This is a genomic window from Micromonospora sp. NPDC048907, assembly GCF_055586885.1.
The window spans coordinates 582,932-599,026 of sequence record NZ_JBVJHI010000002.1 but is presented as its reverse complement, the minus strand read 5'-3'; the positions used below and the strand labels follow the sequence as shown (position 1 = coordinate 599,026).

Sequence of the window (16,095 nt, the reverse complement as noted above, 5' to 3'; positions counted from 1 at the left end):
ACCGTCGGCGAGAGTGGCCGTGTCGGCCCAGGCCTTCGGCGTCGGTCGGTCAGCGGTGAGTTGCCGGCGACGTCAGCTCGAACGGCGCTCTCCCCAACCTGGGCGGGTCGTCCGCTTCTCCGCTGGCGCCTACAGCTGATGACGCAGGTGGATCAGTCGCGCCCGGGTCGGGTGGCTGCCCGGACTGAGTCGTCCACGTCATCAAGGTTGTAGCGGCTCGCGGCCCTTCGCCCGGTCGGCCGGTGTGGGTGTGCGTGGTGGCGTGCGGCGCGGCCGGGTCGTCCACGTCATCACGGTCGCAGCGGCGCACGGACCCGAGCCGGGTCAGCCGCCGACGGTGTACGTGCCGGCGTGCGGGACCGTCACGGTCGTCCACTCGCCGGAGGGGGTGAGCGTGGCGCCGCCGGAGGCGGTCAGCCAGCGGTCGTGGCGTACCCGCAGCGGCACCGGGCCGGGGCCGGGCGTACGGAAGGTCACCGTGGCGGCGTCCTGACGGATCAGCTCGCCCGGGGCGCCGACCAGCGGGGTCGGGTCGGCCACCGCGTAGAGCCGCCAGTGCGGGTCCGACCAGATTTCGGTGAGATAGGGCAGGCCGGCCCGGACCAGGTCCGCCTCGGGCCGCCCCACCCAGGACAGCTCGACGTCGGGTACGGCGACGTACTGCACCGCGTTCTCGGCAAGCCAGGTGCGGTAGGTGTCGGCGGTCAGCGGGACCCCGGTGCCGGGCGCGCCGGGAACGGTCGTGAAGAAGAGCGGGTTGCGGGCGATGTCGGCCTGGCGCAGCCAGCCCCGTGCCAGCGGCACCTCGCCGAGATGGGCGGCCTCCCAGTAGTTGCGGGTCGGTGGCACCTCCACCCGCCCGGTGAGCCCCCGCCGGTGCAGCTCCGCCCGCAGCGGCGCGAAGTACGCGGCACCGGCCGTGGGGTCGTCCGCGCTGGCCAGGTCCGCGGTGACCACGGGCGGCTGCCACACGCAGACCGCCGCCAGCAGCGCGGCCAGCGCCACCCCCGCCGCCGTCCGCCGCCGTCGTGCCGCCACCGCCGGCTCCGGCCCGCCCGCCGGAACGGCGGTGTCGCGTCCGGCCCGCCGGGCGGTCAGGCGGCGGGGGAGCGTCGCGGACGCGGCCAGCACGGGCAGCGCGAACATCACCACGAGGCGGGTGGCGTTCAAGCCGACCGGGGTGTGCAGCAGCGCGGCGGCCAGCACCCCGGCCGCCGACAGCAGCGCGCCGACCCGTACCGGCCGGTGGGCCACCAGCGCGGCCACCAGCAGGCTCGTCACCACGGCGTGCAGGGTGTCGGTGCGGCTGATGTTCATCCAGCCGCCCTCGCCGAAGAGCAGTCCGGTCACGGCGAGTGGCGCGGCGGCCGGCACCGCGAGCAGCAGGCCGTCGGCGTACCGGCGGGTGAGCAGCAGCGCGACCCCGGCCAGGCCGACGAAGAGCCCGGCCACCGGGCTGGTCGCCGAGGCGAGCAGGGCGGCCACGGCGGCCAGCACCGGACGCCACCACCGGGCGCGGCCGGCGGCTCCGGTGGGCAGGGTCAGGGCGAGCAGCGCGACAAGGCCGAAGGTGACCCCGAGGGCGTACGTCACCCGGCCGGAGACCAGGTTGCCGGCGATGGTGAGCGCCCCGACGAGGCTGCCCAGCAGGGGCCGGGGCACCCGGGTCCGGACCAGCAGGGCCGCGAACGCGGTGGCCGAGGCGAGCAGGGTGAGCGCACCGGTGGGGCGGACCCCGAGCAGGGCCATGAGCGGCGGTGAGACCAGGCTGTAGCCCCACGGGTGCACGCCGCCGTACCAGCGCAGGTCGACCAGGGCGGGCCCGTGCTCGGCGAAGAAGCCGGCCCGGGCCACCTGGGCGGACAGGTCCGAGCCGGTGGCCGGCAGGGTGAGATACAGCACGGCGAGGACCAGCGCGGACGCGGCGGACACCGCCACCACCCGACCGCCCCGCATGCCCACCTCCTGATCGCGACCCACCGTACTGGCAGCATGTCCGGCGTGCCTCACCACCTCTCGCGCTGGATCGGCCTGGCGGGCTCGGTGCTGCTCGCCGTGGCCGCCTACCTCGGCGGCGCGCTGCCGCACGGTGACCTGCGCCCCACCCCGGTCAGCATCTGGCAGGGCCCGGACGGGCCCCTGATCATCGCTCTCTGGTTGGTCGGCACCGCCCTGCTGGCCGGGGCCTGGTGGTCGCTGCGCGACCGGGCCCCGTCGACCCGCTGGGTGCTCGTCACGGTCGCCCTCTGGCTGCTGCCGATGCTGTTCACCCCGCCGCTGGGCAGCCGGGACGCGTACGCCTACGCCTGCCAGGGTGCCAGCTACGCGGCGGGGATCAACCCGTACGAGCAGGGCGTGTCGGCGCTGCCCTGCCCGTGGCTGGACACCATCTCCTACATCTGGCGGGACACCCCGGCACCGTACGGGCCGCTGTTCGTGCTGCTCTCCGGGGCCGTGGTGTCGGCGGCCGGGTCGCTGGCCGGCAGCGTGGCGCTGTTCCGGCTGCTCGCGGTCGCCGGCGTGGGGCTGACCGCATGGGCGCTGCCGGTGCTGGCCCGCCGCTGCGGGGTGCCGCCGCAGCGGGCGCTCTGGCTGGCGCTGGCCTGCCCGCTGGTGCCCGTGCACCTCATCTCCGGGGCGCACAACGACGCGCTCATGGTGGGCCTGCTCGTCGCCGGACTGGCCGTGGTGGCGGCCCGGCCGGGCCGGCCGCTGCCGCTGCTCGCCGGTGGGCTGCTGCTCGGCCTGGCCGCCGCCGTCAAGGTCACCGCGTTGGTCGTGGTGCCGTTCGCCGCGCTGGCCGCGATCGTCGGGCCGTACCGGATCCGGGCGCTGGTCCGCGACGGCGCGTGGGTGGTCGGCGCGGCCGTGGCCACCGTGGTCGCCGTGACCCTGGCCGCGGGCCTCGACTTCGGCTTCGTCAGCGGCCTCGAACAGGGCGGGCTCGTGGTGGCCTGGACCTCGCCGCCCACCGCGGTCGGGCAGACCGCCGGGTACGTCGCGGCGATCTTCGGCGCGCACATCGACGCGCTGCCGGTCACCCGGGGGATCGCCGTGGTGGTCCTGGTGGGGGTGCTGGTCTGGCTCTGGTTCCGGGCGCTGCGCCGGGGGGAGCCGTTCTGGCACGCCGGCCTGGCGCTGACCGCGACGGTCGCGCTGTCACCGCTGTTCCACCCCTGGTACTGGATGTGGCCGCTCACCGTGCTCGCCGCCACCGCCCGCCGGACCGGCTGGTTCGCGCTGGTGGCGCTGGTCTCGTCGTTCCTGGTCCTGGCCGACGGCACCGGCCTGCCCCGGTGGAGCAAGATGCCGGGCGCGCCCCTCATGACGCTGTTGGTGATCGTGGTGGTGGTCCGGTTGGTACGTTCGGCTCGGGCGGCCCGCCGGCCGGTCCCCGCCGACCGAGGAGCCGACTGAGAGAGGTGCCGGTGAGCGAGCCCGGCGCGCTGCCCGACGGACCGGTCCGGCCGGTGGCCGCCGCGGTCGCCCGGTACGCCGGACTCGCCGGCGCCGTGCTGCTGACCGTCGCCGGCTGGCTCGGCGGCGCGCTGCCCGACACCCCCGCCGTGACCAGCCTCGGCGACGCCTGGCGCGCCCCGCACGGGCCGGCGGTGCTCGGCTGCTGGCTGGTCGGCACGGTGCTGCTGGTCGGGGCCTGGTGGTCGCTGCGCTGGGGCGCCCCGTCGGGCCGGTGGGCGTACGTGACCGCCGGGCTCTGGCTGCTCCCGCTGCTGGCCGCGCCGCCGCTCGGCAGCCGGGACGTCTACTCGTACGCCTGCCAGGGCTGGTCCTGGACGCACGGCGCCGATCCGTACCGGGTCGGTGTGGCGGCGGCCGGCTGCCCGTGGGCGGGGAGCGTGTCGCCGATCTGGCGGGACACTCCGGCCCCGTACGGGCCGTTCTTCGTGCTGCTCGCCGGCCTGGCCGTGCTGCTCGGGGGCGGCCTGGTCGGCGCGATCGTGCTGCTGCGCGTGGTGGCCCTGGCCGGGGTGCTGCTGGCGGCGCTCTGCCTGCCCGGGCTGGCCCGGGCCGTCGGGGTGCCCACCCGGCGGGCGGCGTGGCTGGCGCTGGCCTGCCCGCTGGTCGGGGTGCACCTGGTGGCCGGCGCGCACAACGACGCCGTGGGCCTCGGGCTGCTGCTGTTCGGCCTGCTGGTGCTGGTCCGCCGGCCCGGCCGGCCGCGGGCGCTGGTCCTCGCCGGGGTGCTGTTCGGGCTGGCCGTGGCCGTGAAGGCGGTCGCCGTGGTGGTGCTGCCGTTCGCGGTGCTGGCCGCCGTGCCGGGCCGCTACACCTGGCGCGCGCTGCTGCGCGACGGCGGGTGGCTGGCCGGGGGCGTGCTGGCCACGCTGGCGATCACCAGCCTGGCCACGGGCCTGGGTCTCGGCTGGGTGCGGGGTCTGGCCCACAGCGGCGACTCCGAGCAGTGGACGTCCCCACCAACCGCGGTCGGTCTGGTGGTCGACTACGCGGGCGGCCTGGCCGGCCGGGATCCGCAGGCCGTACCGGTGGTGCGCGCGGTCGCGCTCGCCGTGCTCGCCGTGCTGCTGGTGATTTTCTGGTGGCGGGCCTGGACGGACTTGCGCCGGCTGGGCGACGTCCAGCAGCGGGCGGCGCGCCTGGCCGCCGCCCGGCCCCGGGTGGCCCTGACCGGCGCCGGACTGGCGCTGGCCGCCACCGTGCTGCTCGCTCCGGTCTTCCACCCCTGGTACGCGACGTGGCCGCTCGCCCTGCTCGCGGTGGCGACGACCGCCGTGGCCCGGACGGTGTGGTTCGTGGCGCCCTGCGCGGTGGCCTCCCTGCTCGCGCTGCCCGACGGCACCAACCTGGCCCGGTTCACCAAGGCGCCCGGGGCGATCCTCATGACCGCGCTGGTGGTGGCGGTCGTGGTGATGACCGTGCTCCGAACCCGCCGCACCCGCTGAGCCGGTGCCCACGCGAACCGGCCGGGCCGGCCCCGCTGTCGCGGAGCCGGCCCGGCCGGTGCTGTGGAGCGTGTCGCGTCGTGTGGAACTCAGCAGTCGAAGTACATGGCGAACTCGTGCGGGGTCGGGCGCAGGCGGACGGGGTCGACCTCGTTGGCCCGCTTCCACGACACCCAGGTGGAGATCAGGTCGGGGGTGAACACGCCGCCGTCGAGCAGGTAGTCGTGGTCGGCCTCCAGGGCGTCGAGCACCTCCGGCAGCGAGCCCGGCACCTGCTTGACGTCGCCCCATTCCTCCGGCGGCAGGTCGTACAGGTCCTTGTCGATCGGCGCCGGCGGTTCGGTCTTGTTCTTGATGCCGTCGAGGCCGGCCATCATCATCGCCGAGAACGCCAGGTACGGGTTGCTCGACGGATCCGGGACGCGGAACTCGACGCGCTTGGCCTTGGGGTTGCTGCCGGTGACCGGGATGCGGGTGCAGGCGGAGCGGTTGCGCTGCGAGTACACCAGGTTGACCGGGGCTTCGAAGCCGGGCACGAGCCGGCGGTAGGAGTTGACCGTCGGGTTGGTGAAGGCCAGCAGCGAGGGGGCGTGGTGCAGCAGGCCGCCGATGTACCAGCGGGCGGTGTCGGACAGGCCGGCGTAGCCGGTCTCGTCGTAGAACAGGGGTTCGCCGTTGAGCCAGAGGCTCTGGTGGGTGTGCATGCCGGAGCCGTTGTCGCCGAACAGGGGCTTGGGCATGAAGGTGGCGGTTTTGCCGTTGGCCCAGGTTTCGTTCTTGACGATGTACTTGAACAGCTGGAGTTGGTCGGCGGAGTGCAGCAGGGTGGAGAACTTGTAGTTGATCTCCGATTGGCCGGCGGTGCCGACCTCGTGGTGGGAACGCTCGACGGTGAAGCCGGTGTCGACCAGGCGACGCACGATGCTGTCGCGCAGGTCGGCGTAGTGGTCCACCGGCGGGACGGGGAAGTAGCCGCCCTTGTAGGCGGTCTTGTAGCCCCGGTTGCCGCCGGGCTCGTCGCGGCCGGAGTTCCAGGCGCCCTCGATCGAGTCGATGTAGTAGAACGACTGGTGGGCGGAGGTTTCGTGGCGGATGGAGTCGAAGATGTAGAACTCCGCCTCGGCGCCGAAGTAGGCGGTGTCGGCGATCCCGCTGGCGGCGAGGAACGCCTCGGCCTTCTTCGCCACGTTGCGCGGGTCCCGCGAGTACGCCTCACGGGTGAACGGGTCGTGGATGAAGAAGTTCAACGCCAGGGTCTTCTGCGCCCGGAACGGGTCGATGAACGCGGTCGCGACATCGGGCAGCAACAGCATGTCCGACTCATGAATCGCCTGGAAGCCGCGGATCGACGAGCCGTCGAACGCGAGGCCGTCGGTGAACAGGCTGTCGTCGACGGACTCCACCGGCAGGTTGAAGTGCTGCATCACGCCGGGCAGGTCACAGAAACGTACGTCGACGAACTTCACGTCCTCGTTGGCGAGGTAACGCAGCAGTTCCTCGGGATTGGCGAACACAGGTCCTCCTGGCGGGTCCACTCCGGTCGCTGTCTTCCTGGCGACGCTATGGCCGCGGGGTTGCCCGGCCGTGTCTCGTCTGTTTCCGCCGTGTTACGTCCCTCGCGGAGCGTCATCCGGGCCGCTCAGCCGCCTCCGGCACGCGGCTCCGACCCTCCCCGCTGCGCCGGTCTGTCGCCGTCTGCGCGGTTTGGTCCTGTTCCCCGCTGGGCGCCGAACCGCCGTACCGGGCAGTGACCCCCACCCCTGCCCGCCGCGGCGCTCCCGCCACCACGCGGGCCGCTGGCTACCCTGGCCGCTGTGACCGATACCGCCGCCGTGCCGGTGCCGCCCGCCACGGACCCGACCTTCACGCCCCCGACCCTCGGCCGCCGCTTCGGCGCGCTGCTCGTCGACTGGCTGCTCTGCCTGCTGATCGCCAACATCTTCGCCAACCCGGTCCGGGACGGCTGGGCCCCGGTCCTGGTGCTGATCCTGGAGTACGGCTTCTTCCTCGGCCTCTTCGCCCAGACCCCCGGCATGTACCTCACCCGGATCCGCTGCCTGTCCTGGGCCGACGGGGGCCGGATCGGGCTGGTCCGGGCGCTGCTGCGCGGCGTGCTGCTGGCCGTCGTGGTGCCCGCTCTGATCATGGACGAGAAGCGGCGCGGCCTGCACGACCGGCTCACCGGGTCGGTCATCGCCGACGCCCCGCGCGCCGCCCGCCGCTGACCCCGGCCCGCACGACGAAGGAGCCGGCCCCGCGCGGGACCGGCTCCTTCTCGCGTACGACGGGGGTCAGCGACCCCGGGTCTGGCGGAACGCGCCCCGCGGCGGCCGCATGTTCTTCGGGATCGCGCCCTTGGGCATCTGCGGGCGGGCGGTGAGCGCCTTGAGCCGCTTGTCGAGGGCGTTGACGTCCTTCGGGGCGAGGCTGCGGGGCAGCCGCATCAGCGTCATCCGCAGCTTGCGGATCGGCAGCTCGCCCTCGCCCTGGCCGATCACGTAGTCGTGCAGCGGCGCGGAGCCGATCACCTTGGCCAGCCGGCGCTTCTCCTGCCCGAGCAGGCCGCGCACCCGCTGCGGGTTCCCCTCGGCCAGCAGGATCACGCCCGGCCGGCCGATCACCAGGTGCACCATGTCCATCTGGGTGGTGGAGCTGACCGCCGGCGTGACCCGCCAGTCGCCGCGCATGCTCTCCATGATCTGGGCCGCCGCGCCGGGCTGCCCCTCGGCCGCGTTCATCATCGCCTTGTTGGACCGCAGGTTGAGCACGATCAGCACGGCGAGCAGGATGAACAGGATGCCGATCGGCAGCCAGATCCAGCCCCAGAGGAGCACCGCCACCACGGTGAGCGCGAGCGGGATCAGCACCGCCGCCGCGGTCAGCGGCGCGAACCACCGGTCCTGCTTGGCGGTGAACTGGAACACCATCCCGATCTGCTTCAGCCGCTGGCCGAACGAGACCTTCTCCTGGGGCTTTGCCATGCCGCAGAGTCTAGTGGTCGCCGCGCAGCCGGTTGATCCGTGGCCGCCTCTCCGCCGCGGCTGAGTACCTTACGTCGCTGCCGGGCCGCTGAGGCCCCCGGGTAAGGAGGGGGAACGGCCGAAGATCAGGCAGCGCACCCATGCCCCGGGGGCACCTTCGCGCGGAAAGTCAGTGTCGACAGCGACAGACACCGCACCAAGGAGAACCGAGATGTTCGGCAACGACGCAGACCTGCTCCTCACCATCCACCGCAGCCACGCCTCCGAGCTGCAGGCCGACGCGGCCCGCGACCGGCTCGCCCGGTCCCTGCCCCGCCGCCACCCGCGCGGTTGGCTGGGCCGCCGGCAGCACAACGCCCGCGTCTCCGACGCCCGCCGGTGACCGCCCCGGCGCTGCCGGCGCACCCGAGCGCCGCACCGCCCGCCCCGGACCGGACCGGGCCACCCGGTGCGCCCGGGGCGGGTTCCGCGCACGCCGGTCCGGCCGTTCCCGACCGGAGTGGTGCGGCCGGGGCGAATTCCGCGCACGCCGGTCCGGCCGTCACGGGGGCGGCCGGGCCGGCGGGGAACCGGCCGGTCGGCCGGGACGGCGCCGGCGTACGCCATGGCATGCTCGACGGCGTGACCCCACGCGCCGCCAGCACCGTCCTCGTCGGCCGCCAGTCCGAGCTGACCGGGCTGCGCGAGGCGCTCGGCCGGGCCCGGGCCGGGGACCCGGCGACCGTCCTGGTGGGCGGCGAGGCCGGGGTCGGCAAGACCCGGCTGCTGGAGGAGTTCGGGGCGCACGCCACCTCGACCGGGGCGCGGCTGCTCATCGGCCAGTGCCTGGAACTCGGCGAGGCCGGCCTGCCCTTCGCGCCGTTCGCCGCCGCCCTGCGCGACGTGCTGCGTAACGACGGCCCGGCCGCCTTCGCCGGCTACGAGGCGGAGTTCGCCCGGCTGCTGCCCGAGCTGGCCCGGGTGCCGGCCGGGGCCGCCGCGCCGATCGGGCTGCCCGTCTCCGACACCCCGCGCGGGTACCTGTTCGACCTGGTCGCCGACCTGTTCCGGCGGCTCGCCGAGGAGCGGCCGCTGGTGCTGCTCATCGAGGACCTGCACTGGGCCGACCGGTCCACCCGGGACCTGATCGACTTCCTGGTCCGGGCCGCCCGGTCCACCCGTCTGCTGCTGGTCTGCACCTACCGCACCGACGAGCTGCACCGCGGCCACCCGCTGCGCCCCTTCCTCGCCGAGCTGGACCGGGCCCGGGGCGTGAGCCGGGTCGAGGTGGGCCGGCTGGACCGGGACGGCACCGCCGCCGTCCTCGCCGACCTGCTCGGCGTCGAGCCGGCGCCGCGCGCCGTCGACGACGTGCACGGGCGTACCCAGGGCAATCCGTTCTTCATCGAGGAGCTGGCCGCGGCCGGTGACCCGGTCGGCTGCGCGGTGCTCCCGGAGACGCTGCGCGACCTGCTGCTGGCCCGGGTGGACCGGCTGCCCGAGCCGGCCCAGCGGGTGCTGCGGATCGCCGCGGCCGGTGGCACCCGCTTCGCCCACCAGCTGCTCGCCGAGGTGGCCGGCCTGCCGGAGAACGAGCTGGAGGACGCGCTGCGCGCCGCCGTGGCCGGCCAGCTCGTGGTGGCCGACCCGGACGGCGACTACGAGTTCCGGCACGCGCTCGTGCGCGAGGCCGTCCACGACGACCTGCTCCCCGGCGAGCACGCCCGGCTGCACGCCCGGTACGCCGCGGCCATCGAGGCGCAGCCGCACCTGGTGGCCGCCGGCCGTGCCCCGGCCGAGATCGCCCACCACTGGTACGCGGCGCACGACCACCCGCGCGCGCTGCTCGCCGCCCGGGAGGCCGCCGGCGCGGCGGGCGACCGGTACGCGTACGCCGAGCAGAGCCGGCTGCTGGAACGGGTCCTCGAACTGTGGGAGCTGGTGCCCGACGCCGCCGACCGCCTCGGCATGGACCACCTGCGGGTGCTGGAGGAGACCCTGGCGGCGGCGACCACGGCCGGCGACTACAGCCGGGCGCTGACCCTGACCCGGGCCGGGCTGGCCGAGGTCGACACCACCGCCGAGCCGCTGCGCGCCGCCCGCCTGCTCCACCGGCGGGGCCGGCTGCTCGCCCTGCTCGGCAAGAGCGACGGCACCGCCGAGGTGCGCGAGGCGTACCGGCTGGCGGGCGGGCTCGCGGACGCGCCGGAGCGGGTGCGGCTGCTCGCCGACATCGCGGCGCACCTGGTCAAGATCGACCCTGCGCAGGCCGCCTCGGTGGCCGACGAGGCGATGGCCGCGGCCGAGGCGATCGGCGAGGACGTGGCCCTGCTGCCCACCCGGATCGCCCTGCTCTGCCGCACCGACCGGGTCCCCGACCTGGGCCTGGCCGAGCTGCGCCGGGCCGAGGCCCTCGCCCGGGCCACCGGCAACGCGCCGGCGCTGGTCAGCGCGCTGGTGTACCTCTCCGACGTGCTCTACGAGCTGGGCCGCTACGCCGAGAGCGAGGAGGCCGCCGCGGCCGGCGTGAGCGAGGCGCGGCGGGTGGGGATCAGCCGCTCCACCGGGGCGTACCTGCTGTCGAACCGGGCCGAGGCGCTGATCGCGCTGGGCCGCTGGGACGAGGCCGACGCGGCCTGCGCCGAGGCGGCCCGGATCGACCCGCCGGGTGTCTCCGGGCTGCACTGGCTCCAGCTCCGGGCCGGTCTGCGGCTGGCCCGCGCGCATCCCGCCGCCGACGAGGTGGTCGGCCGGGCGCTGGCGTTCCTGGCCCGGCCCTACCTGTGGCCGAACCACCGGCTGCCGCTGCACGAACTGCGCGTCGAGGCGGCCCTGGCGGCGGACGACAAGGTGGCCGCGCTCGCCGCGAGCCGGGCCGCCCTGGCCGACGAGCGCCTGGTCGACCTGCCCCGGGAGGGCTGGCCGGTGCTCAGCGCGGCGGCCCGCGCCGCGGCGCTCGTCGGTGACGCCGAGCTTGCCGCCGCGGTGGCCGCGGTGGCCGCCGCGCTGCCCGCCCGCTTCCCGGCGGAGCAGGCGCACGCCGCCCAGGTCACCGCGATCCTCACCGGTGTCACCCCCGCCGCCGACGGCGGTGTCGGCCCGCCCCTCGCACCGGACGGGCGGCCGGGCGGGGTGCTGCCGGCCTGGCGGGCGGCCGTGGCGGAGTGGCGGGCGGTGGGGCAGCCGTACCCGCTGGGCCGGGCGCTGCTCGCGCTGGCCGAGGCCGCCGCGGCGGCCGGCGAGCGGGACGAGGTGGCCGCCGCCGTCCGCGAGGCCGCGGACATCGCCACCGCGCTCGGCGCCGCTCCGCTGGGGGAGCAGGCGGCCACCCTGGCCCGGCGGGTCGGGCTGCGGGGCGCCGGCCGGCCCGGCCCGGACCTGCTGACCAGCCGGGAGCAGGAGGTGCTCCGGCTGGTCGCCGAGGGGCACAGCAACAGCCGGATCGCCGAGCGGCTGTTCATCTCGCCGAAGACGGCGAGCGTGCACGTGTCCCGGATCATCGCGAAGCTGGACGTGACCAACCGGGTGGAGGCCGCCGCGCTGGCCCACCGCCTCGGGCTGCTCGACCCGGCGCCACCCGCCACGCCGACTCAGCGGCGGGGCAGGTAGATCCGCCAGCCGGGGACGTCGACCACCCGGAGCCCGTCCGGGCCGGGTCCGAGCCGCCCGTCCAGCCGGGCCGCCAGCGGCGATCCGGCCGGGGCCACCCAGGCCGCGCCCGGATCGTCGTCCACCGCCCGCCGGTATCCGGGCAGCCGGTCGAATCCGGGGCGCAGGTCGTCGTCGACCACCGCGCAGCGCACCTCCTCGCCGGAGGCGAAGGCGAGCCGGTTGCAGGTCCAGTAGCCGGCGCGGACGTGGCGCAGGTTCAGGTCGCCGAGGGCGTCGACGAGCATCCGGTGCCGGTCGGCCTCCGCGTGGGTGGCCGGTACGGTGCCGATCGCACCCGCCGTCGTGACCGCCCCGGTGCCCAGCATCCCGGCCAGCACCGCGACCGCCGCCACCCCGGCCGCCCGGGTCCGCATGCGGCCGCCTGCGCCACAGCCGACCGACCCCAGTTCACCGACCTGGCGCACAGCGGGCGGCCCGAGCCCCGCCGGCTTGCCGAGGTGGTGCCCGGGCCGGTGGGGTGGCTCGGCGGGTGGGGGCCAGAGGCCGGCCCGGCGGGCGGCGGACCAGAGCGGCCAGAGCAGTGCGGGCGTGGCGACCGCCAGAACCGACAGGTACCGGGCGCTCTCGATCGGAGTCCGCCCGGCCGCGCTGCTCGCCGTGTAGGCCGCCAGCACCGCCGCCGCCCCGGCGAGCAGCGCGAGCCGCACGGCCGCCGAGACTCGCCGCTCCGTCGCGCCGGCGGGATCGTCGCCGGATCTTGGACAGCTGTCGTTCGCAGCGAACAGGAAGTGTCCAAGATCCGCGGGTGGGCGGGGCCGGCGGAGGGCGCGCCAGGCGGCGCCCGTGGCGAGGGCGAGCAGGATGAGGAAGGCCGGGGCCCACCACAGCTGCCATCCGGCGCAGCGGCCGGGGGAGCAGAAGCCCATGGCCAGCGGCGGCCCGAGCACCAGTCCGCCGTGCAGGCGTTCGGCCCAGCTCGCCGGCGCGTCGGCGCCGCCGGCGGCCAGCACGGCGGCGAGCGGGTTGCGGCCGTGCCGGAGGCTGTCGAGCAGCATGGGCGCCGCGCCCAGCAGCAGTCCGCCGGCCAGGGCCGCCCCGGCCCGCCCGGCCAGCTCGCGCCGGCGCCGCCCGACCAGCACCGCGCCGAGGGCCAGCACGAACGGCAGGATGAGCGGGTCGACCCAGAGCAGCAGCCCGGAGACGAACCCCCAGCCCGCCCAGCGGGACAGCCGCGCGGCCGGCCGGCTCGCGGCTGGCCGACCGGGCCGCCGCGCGCCCGACCCGCCGGCGCACAGCCCCACGGTGAGCAGCGCCAGCGCCACTCCGGCCGGGTTCAGCTCCGGGTAGCCGCCCCCGGCGATGAGCTGGTTCTTCACCACCCGGTCCGAGCCGAGCGCGAGGAAGCCGACGACCAGCAGGGCGTACCAGCGGTCGCCGCCGAGCCGGCGGGTGAGCCGCCAGGACAGGGCGAGGAATAGGGCGTAGAGCGCCAGGGTGGGCAGCCGCAGGGCCAGCACCGAGGGCCCGGCCAGGGCGACCAGCGGCGCGGCCAGGTACGCCTCCAGCGTGCCCATGTACGCCTGGCCGTAGAACCAGACCGGGAAGTCCGCGCCGCGGGCGATGTGCAGGGCGGCCAGCCCCATGGTCGCCTCGTCGCTGTTGCTGGGCGGCGCGTCGGCGAGCAGCAGCGCCAGCCGGTAGCCGACCCCGGCCAGCCCGACCAGCAGGGCGAGCAGGGCGAGCAGTGCCGGCAGCCGGGGACGCCGGGGCGTGCGCGGGCGGGTGGCCTCGCGCGGCTCCTGGCGTACCCCGGCGGTCATCCCTGGGATCATGGCATCCGGCGGGTGCCGGCGGTGGGTGACGCGGTGGACGGCCGGCCTCAGCCGGCGGCGACGACCTCGTCGCGGGCGGCGAGCGCCTGCTGGTAGAGCCGCCCGGCCCGGTACGACGAGCGGACCAGCGGACCGCTCATCACGCCGGCGAAGCCGATCTCCTCGGCCTCCTCGCGCAGCTCGACGAACTCCTCCGGCTTGACCCAGCGGGTGACCGGGTGGTGCCGGGGGGAGGGGCGCAGGTACTGGGTGATGGTGATCAGCTCGCAGCCGGCCTCGTGCAGGTCGCGCAGCGCCTGGGAGACCTCGGCCCGCTCCTCGCCCATGCCGAGGATCAGATTGCTCTTGGTGACCAGGCCGGCGGCGCGGGCCTGGCGGATCACATCGAGGGAGCGCTCGTAGCGGAACGCGGGGCGGATCCGCTTGAAGATCCGCGGCACGGTCTCCACGTTGTGCGCCAGCACCTCGGGCCGGGCGCCGAACACCTCGGCGAGCTGCTCGGGCACCGCGTTGAAGTCGGGGATCAGCAGCTCGACGCCGCAGCCGGACTGGAGGGCGTGGATCTGCCGGACCGTCTCGGCGTAGAGCCAGGCGCCGCCGTCGGGCAGGTCGTCGCGGGCCACGCCGGTGATGGTGGCGTAGCGCAGGCCCATCGCGGCCACCGACTCGGCGACGCGGCGGGGCTCGTCGGCGTCGAACTCGGCGGGCTTGCCGGTGTCGATCTGGCAAAAGTCGCAGCGCCGGGTGCACTGGTCGCCGCCGATGAGGAAGGTGGCCTCCCGGTCCTCCCAGCACTCGTAGATGTTGGGGCAGCCGGCCTCCTGGCAGACGGTGTGCAGCCCCTCGCGCGAGACGAGCCCGCGCAGCTGGGTGTACTCCGGGCCCATCTTGGCCTTGACCTTGATCCACGGCGGCTTGCGCTCGATCGGCGTCTCGGCGTTGCGCGCCTCGATCCGCAGCATGCGCCGCCCCTCAGGTGCAACAGTCGCGGTTGGCGCTGCCTGCTCGGTCGTCGGCGCGGAGTGCTCGATCGTCACGAAACCGAGCCTACGCCGGTCGGCGGCGGTCGATGAACGTCGGGCGACGGGCGTCACGCCCCGAACGTTGTGACACCGGACACGAGCGACCAGAAAACCCCGTCACACCGGGCCGGGGAAGGGTGCTAGCGTGCCCGGCAGAGCTGCGACGGAGCCGAGTAGCGAGCCGATCCGCCAGCGCAGAGAGCCGCCGAAATGCTGGAAGGCGGTCTGGCGCCGGCCCGCGAAGACCCTCCCGAGCTGTGGGAAGAACGGCGTCCGCGCCCAGTAGAACCCGCCCGGCTGGCCCCGGTGAAAAGGCGACGAACGAGGCTCCCGCTTCGCGGGAGCGAAGGTGTGGTGGCACCGCGAGGCTCCCGCTCGCCCACACCTCCCGGGGATCGCGTTGCGATTGACCAAGGAGGTAACCGCCGTGCAACGCATCCTGTCCTCCCAGCTCAGCCCCCATGTCGGCGCGACCGTGCGGATCGCCGGCTGGGTGCACCGCCGCCGGCTGCTCAAGTCGGTGGCCTTCCTGATCGTCCGGGACGCCGCCGGCCTGGCCCAGGTGGTGGTCACCGACCCCGCCGTGCGCGCGGCCGTCGAGTCGCTCCCCGAGGAGACCGTCGTCGAGGTCACCGGCACGGTGGTCGCGAACGCCACCGCGCCCGCCGGGGTCGAGCTGGCCGAGCCGACGGTACGCCCGCTCGGCCCGCCCGCCGTCCCGCCGCCGTTCGACCTGTACCGGCCGGCGCTCACCGCCACCCTGCCCACCCAGCTCGACCACGCGCCGACCGCGCTGCGCCACCCGACCCGCTCCGCCGCGCTGCGGATCTCGGCGGCGGCGGTCGCCGGCTTCCGGGCCAGCCTGGACGCCCGCGGGTTCGTGGAGGTCCACACGCCGAAGGTGGTCGCCTCGTCCACCGAGAGCGGGGCGAACGTGTTCGCGCTGGACTGGTTCGGCCGGCCCGCGTACCTGGCCCAGTCGCCGCAGTTCTACAAGCAGCTCATGGTCGGCGTCTTCGAGCGGGTCTACGAGGTCGGGCCGGTGTTCCGCGCCGAGCCGCACGACACCGTCCGGCACCTCGCCCAGTACACGTCGCTCGACGTCGAGCTGGGCTTCGTGGCCGACCACCGGGACGTGATGGCCGCGCTGCGGGACACCGTGGCCGGGATGCTGGCCGCGGTCGCGGCGCGGGCCGGCGCGGCCGTCGCCACCCTCGGGCTCACCCTGCCCGAGGTGCCCGCCGAGGTCCCCGACGTGCACTTCACCGAGGCGCTGAAGATCGCCGGCGCGCCGGCCGACGAGCCGGACCTCGCCCCCGCGCACGAGCGGGCGCTGGGGGAGTGGGCGCTCCGCGAGCACGGCTCGGACTTCCTCTTCGTCACCGGGTACCCGATGGCGAAGCGGCCGTTCTACACCCACCCGGACCCGGCGCGGCCGGCCCACTCCAACGGCTTCGACCTGCTGTTCCGGGGGATGGAGCTGGTCACCGGCGGGCAGCGGCTGCACCGGTACGAGGACTACCTCGCCGCCCTGGCCGCCCGCGGCGAGCCGGTCGAGCCGTACGCCGGCTACGTGGACGCGTTCCGCCACGGCATGCCGCCGCACGGGGGCTTCGCCATCGGGCTGGAGCGCTTCGTCGCCCGGCTCACCGGCGCGGCCAACGTGCGGGAGGTGACCGCCTTCCCGCGCGACCTGCACCGTCTGACGCCGTGACCAGCCGAGGGGCGGGGCCGTCCCCGCCCCTCG

At 75.6% G+C, this 16,095-nt stretch carries 11 protein-coding genes; 6 read left to right on the top strand and 5 right to left on the bottom strand.

Annotated elements, in window-relative coordinates; genetic code table 11:
• Window positions 1–324: 324 nt before the first annotated feature.
• The gene (locus ACZ6PY_RS07840) at window positions 325–1,956 is read right to left on the bottom strand and encodes a hypothetical protein (RefSeq protein WP_466070211.1); all 1,632 of its coding nucleotides are present in this window, start codon (window positions 1,954–1,956) and stop codon (window positions 325–327) included.
• Window positions 1,957–2,001: 45 nt separating this feature from the next.
• On the opposite strand from ACZ6PY_RS07840, the gene mptB (ACZ6PY_RS07835) reads away from it, so the two are divergent.
• Both mptB (ACZ6PY_RS07835) and mptB (ACZ6PY_RS07830) read left to right on the top strand, forming a co-directional pair.
• Entirely contained in the window at window positions 2,002–3,417 is a 1,416-nt protein-coding gene (mptB, locus tag ACZ6PY_RS07835; protein WP_466070209.1) for a polyprenol phosphomannose-dependent alpha 1,6 mannosyltransferase MptB, read from the top strand.
• An 11-nt stretch (window positions 3,418–3,428) separates the two neighbouring features.
• Window positions 3,429–4,922 (top strand): polyprenol phosphomannose-dependent alpha 1,6 mannosyltransferase MptB, encoded by a 1,494-nt coding sequence (gene mptB / locus ACZ6PY_RS07830; RefSeq protein ID WP_466070207.1) that lies wholly within the window; start codon window positions 3,429–3,431, stop codon window positions 4,920–4,922.
• Between the two features lie 89 nt (window positions 4,923–5,011).
• Here mptB (ACZ6PY_RS07830) and glnA read toward each other — a convergent pair whose 3' ends face one another.
• The gene (gene glnA / locus ACZ6PY_RS07825; protein ID WP_466070205.1) at window positions 5,012–6,436 is read right to left on the bottom strand and encodes a type I glutamate--ammonia ligase; all 1,425 of its coding nucleotides are present in this window, start codon (window positions 6,434–6,436) and stop codon (window positions 5,012–5,014) included.
• 300 nt (window positions 6,437–6,736) lie between these two features.
• Here glnA and ACZ6PY_RS07820 point away from each other — a divergent pair, with 300 nt between their 5' ends.
• Window positions 6,737–7,147 (top strand): RDD family protein, encoded by a 411-nt coding sequence (locus ACZ6PY_RS07820; RefSeq protein WP_466070204.1) that lies wholly within the window; start codon window positions 6,737–6,739, stop codon window positions 7,145–7,147.
• A gap of 66 nt (window positions 7,148–7,213) precedes the next feature.
• Here ACZ6PY_RS07820 and ACZ6PY_RS07815 read toward each other — a convergent pair whose 3' ends face one another.
• Window positions 7,214–7,903 (bottom strand): DUF4191 domain-containing protein, encoded by a 690-nt coding sequence (locus ACZ6PY_RS07815; RefSeq protein ID WP_091268389.1) that lies wholly within the window; start codon window positions 7,901–7,903, stop codon window positions 7,214–7,216.
• A gap of 211 nt (window positions 7,904–8,114) precedes the next feature.
• On the opposite strand from ACZ6PY_RS07815, the gene ACZ6PY_RS07810 reads away from it, so the two are divergent.
• Complete coding sequence (locus ACZ6PY_RS07810; protein WP_466070202.1) at window positions 8,115–8,285, top strand: hypothetical protein; 171 nt, start codon at window positions 8,115–8,117, stop codon at window positions 8,283–8,285.
• A gap of 239 nt (window positions 8,286–8,524) precedes the next feature.
• Entirely contained in the window at window positions 8,525–11,491 is a 2,967-nt protein-coding gene (locus ACZ6PY_RS07805; protein ID WP_466070200.1) for a helix-turn-helix transcriptional regulator, read from the top strand.
• Here ACZ6PY_RS07805 and ACZ6PY_RS07800 read toward each other — a convergent pair.
• Window positions 11,473–13,314, bottom strand: coding sequence for a DUF423 domain-containing protein (locus ACZ6PY_RS07800; RefSeq protein WP_466070199.1), 1,842 nt, complete (start codon window positions 13,312–13,314; stop codon window positions 11,473–11,475). The two genes, ACZ6PY_RS07805 and ACZ6PY_RS07800, sit on opposite strands and share 19 nt — an antisense overlap.
• A gap of 59 nt (window positions 13,315–13,373) precedes the next feature.
• Window positions 13,374–14,420, bottom strand: coding sequence for a lipoyl synthase (lipA, locus tag ACZ6PY_RS07795; RefSeq protein WP_262282322.1), 1,047 nt, complete (start codon window positions 14,418–14,420; stop codon window positions 13,374–13,376).
• A gap of 355 nt (window positions 14,421–14,775) precedes the next feature.
• Between lipA and aspS the strand changes: the two genes are divergently transcribed.
• The gene (aspS, locus tag ACZ6PY_RS07790) at window positions 14,776–16,062 is read left to right on the top strand and encodes an aspartate--tRNA(Asn) ligase (RefSeq protein ID WP_466070197.1); all 1,287 of its coding nucleotides are present in this window, start codon (window positions 14,776–14,778) and stop codon (window positions 16,060–16,062) included.
• The last annotated feature ends 33 nt before the right edge of the window (window positions 16,063–16,095 follow it).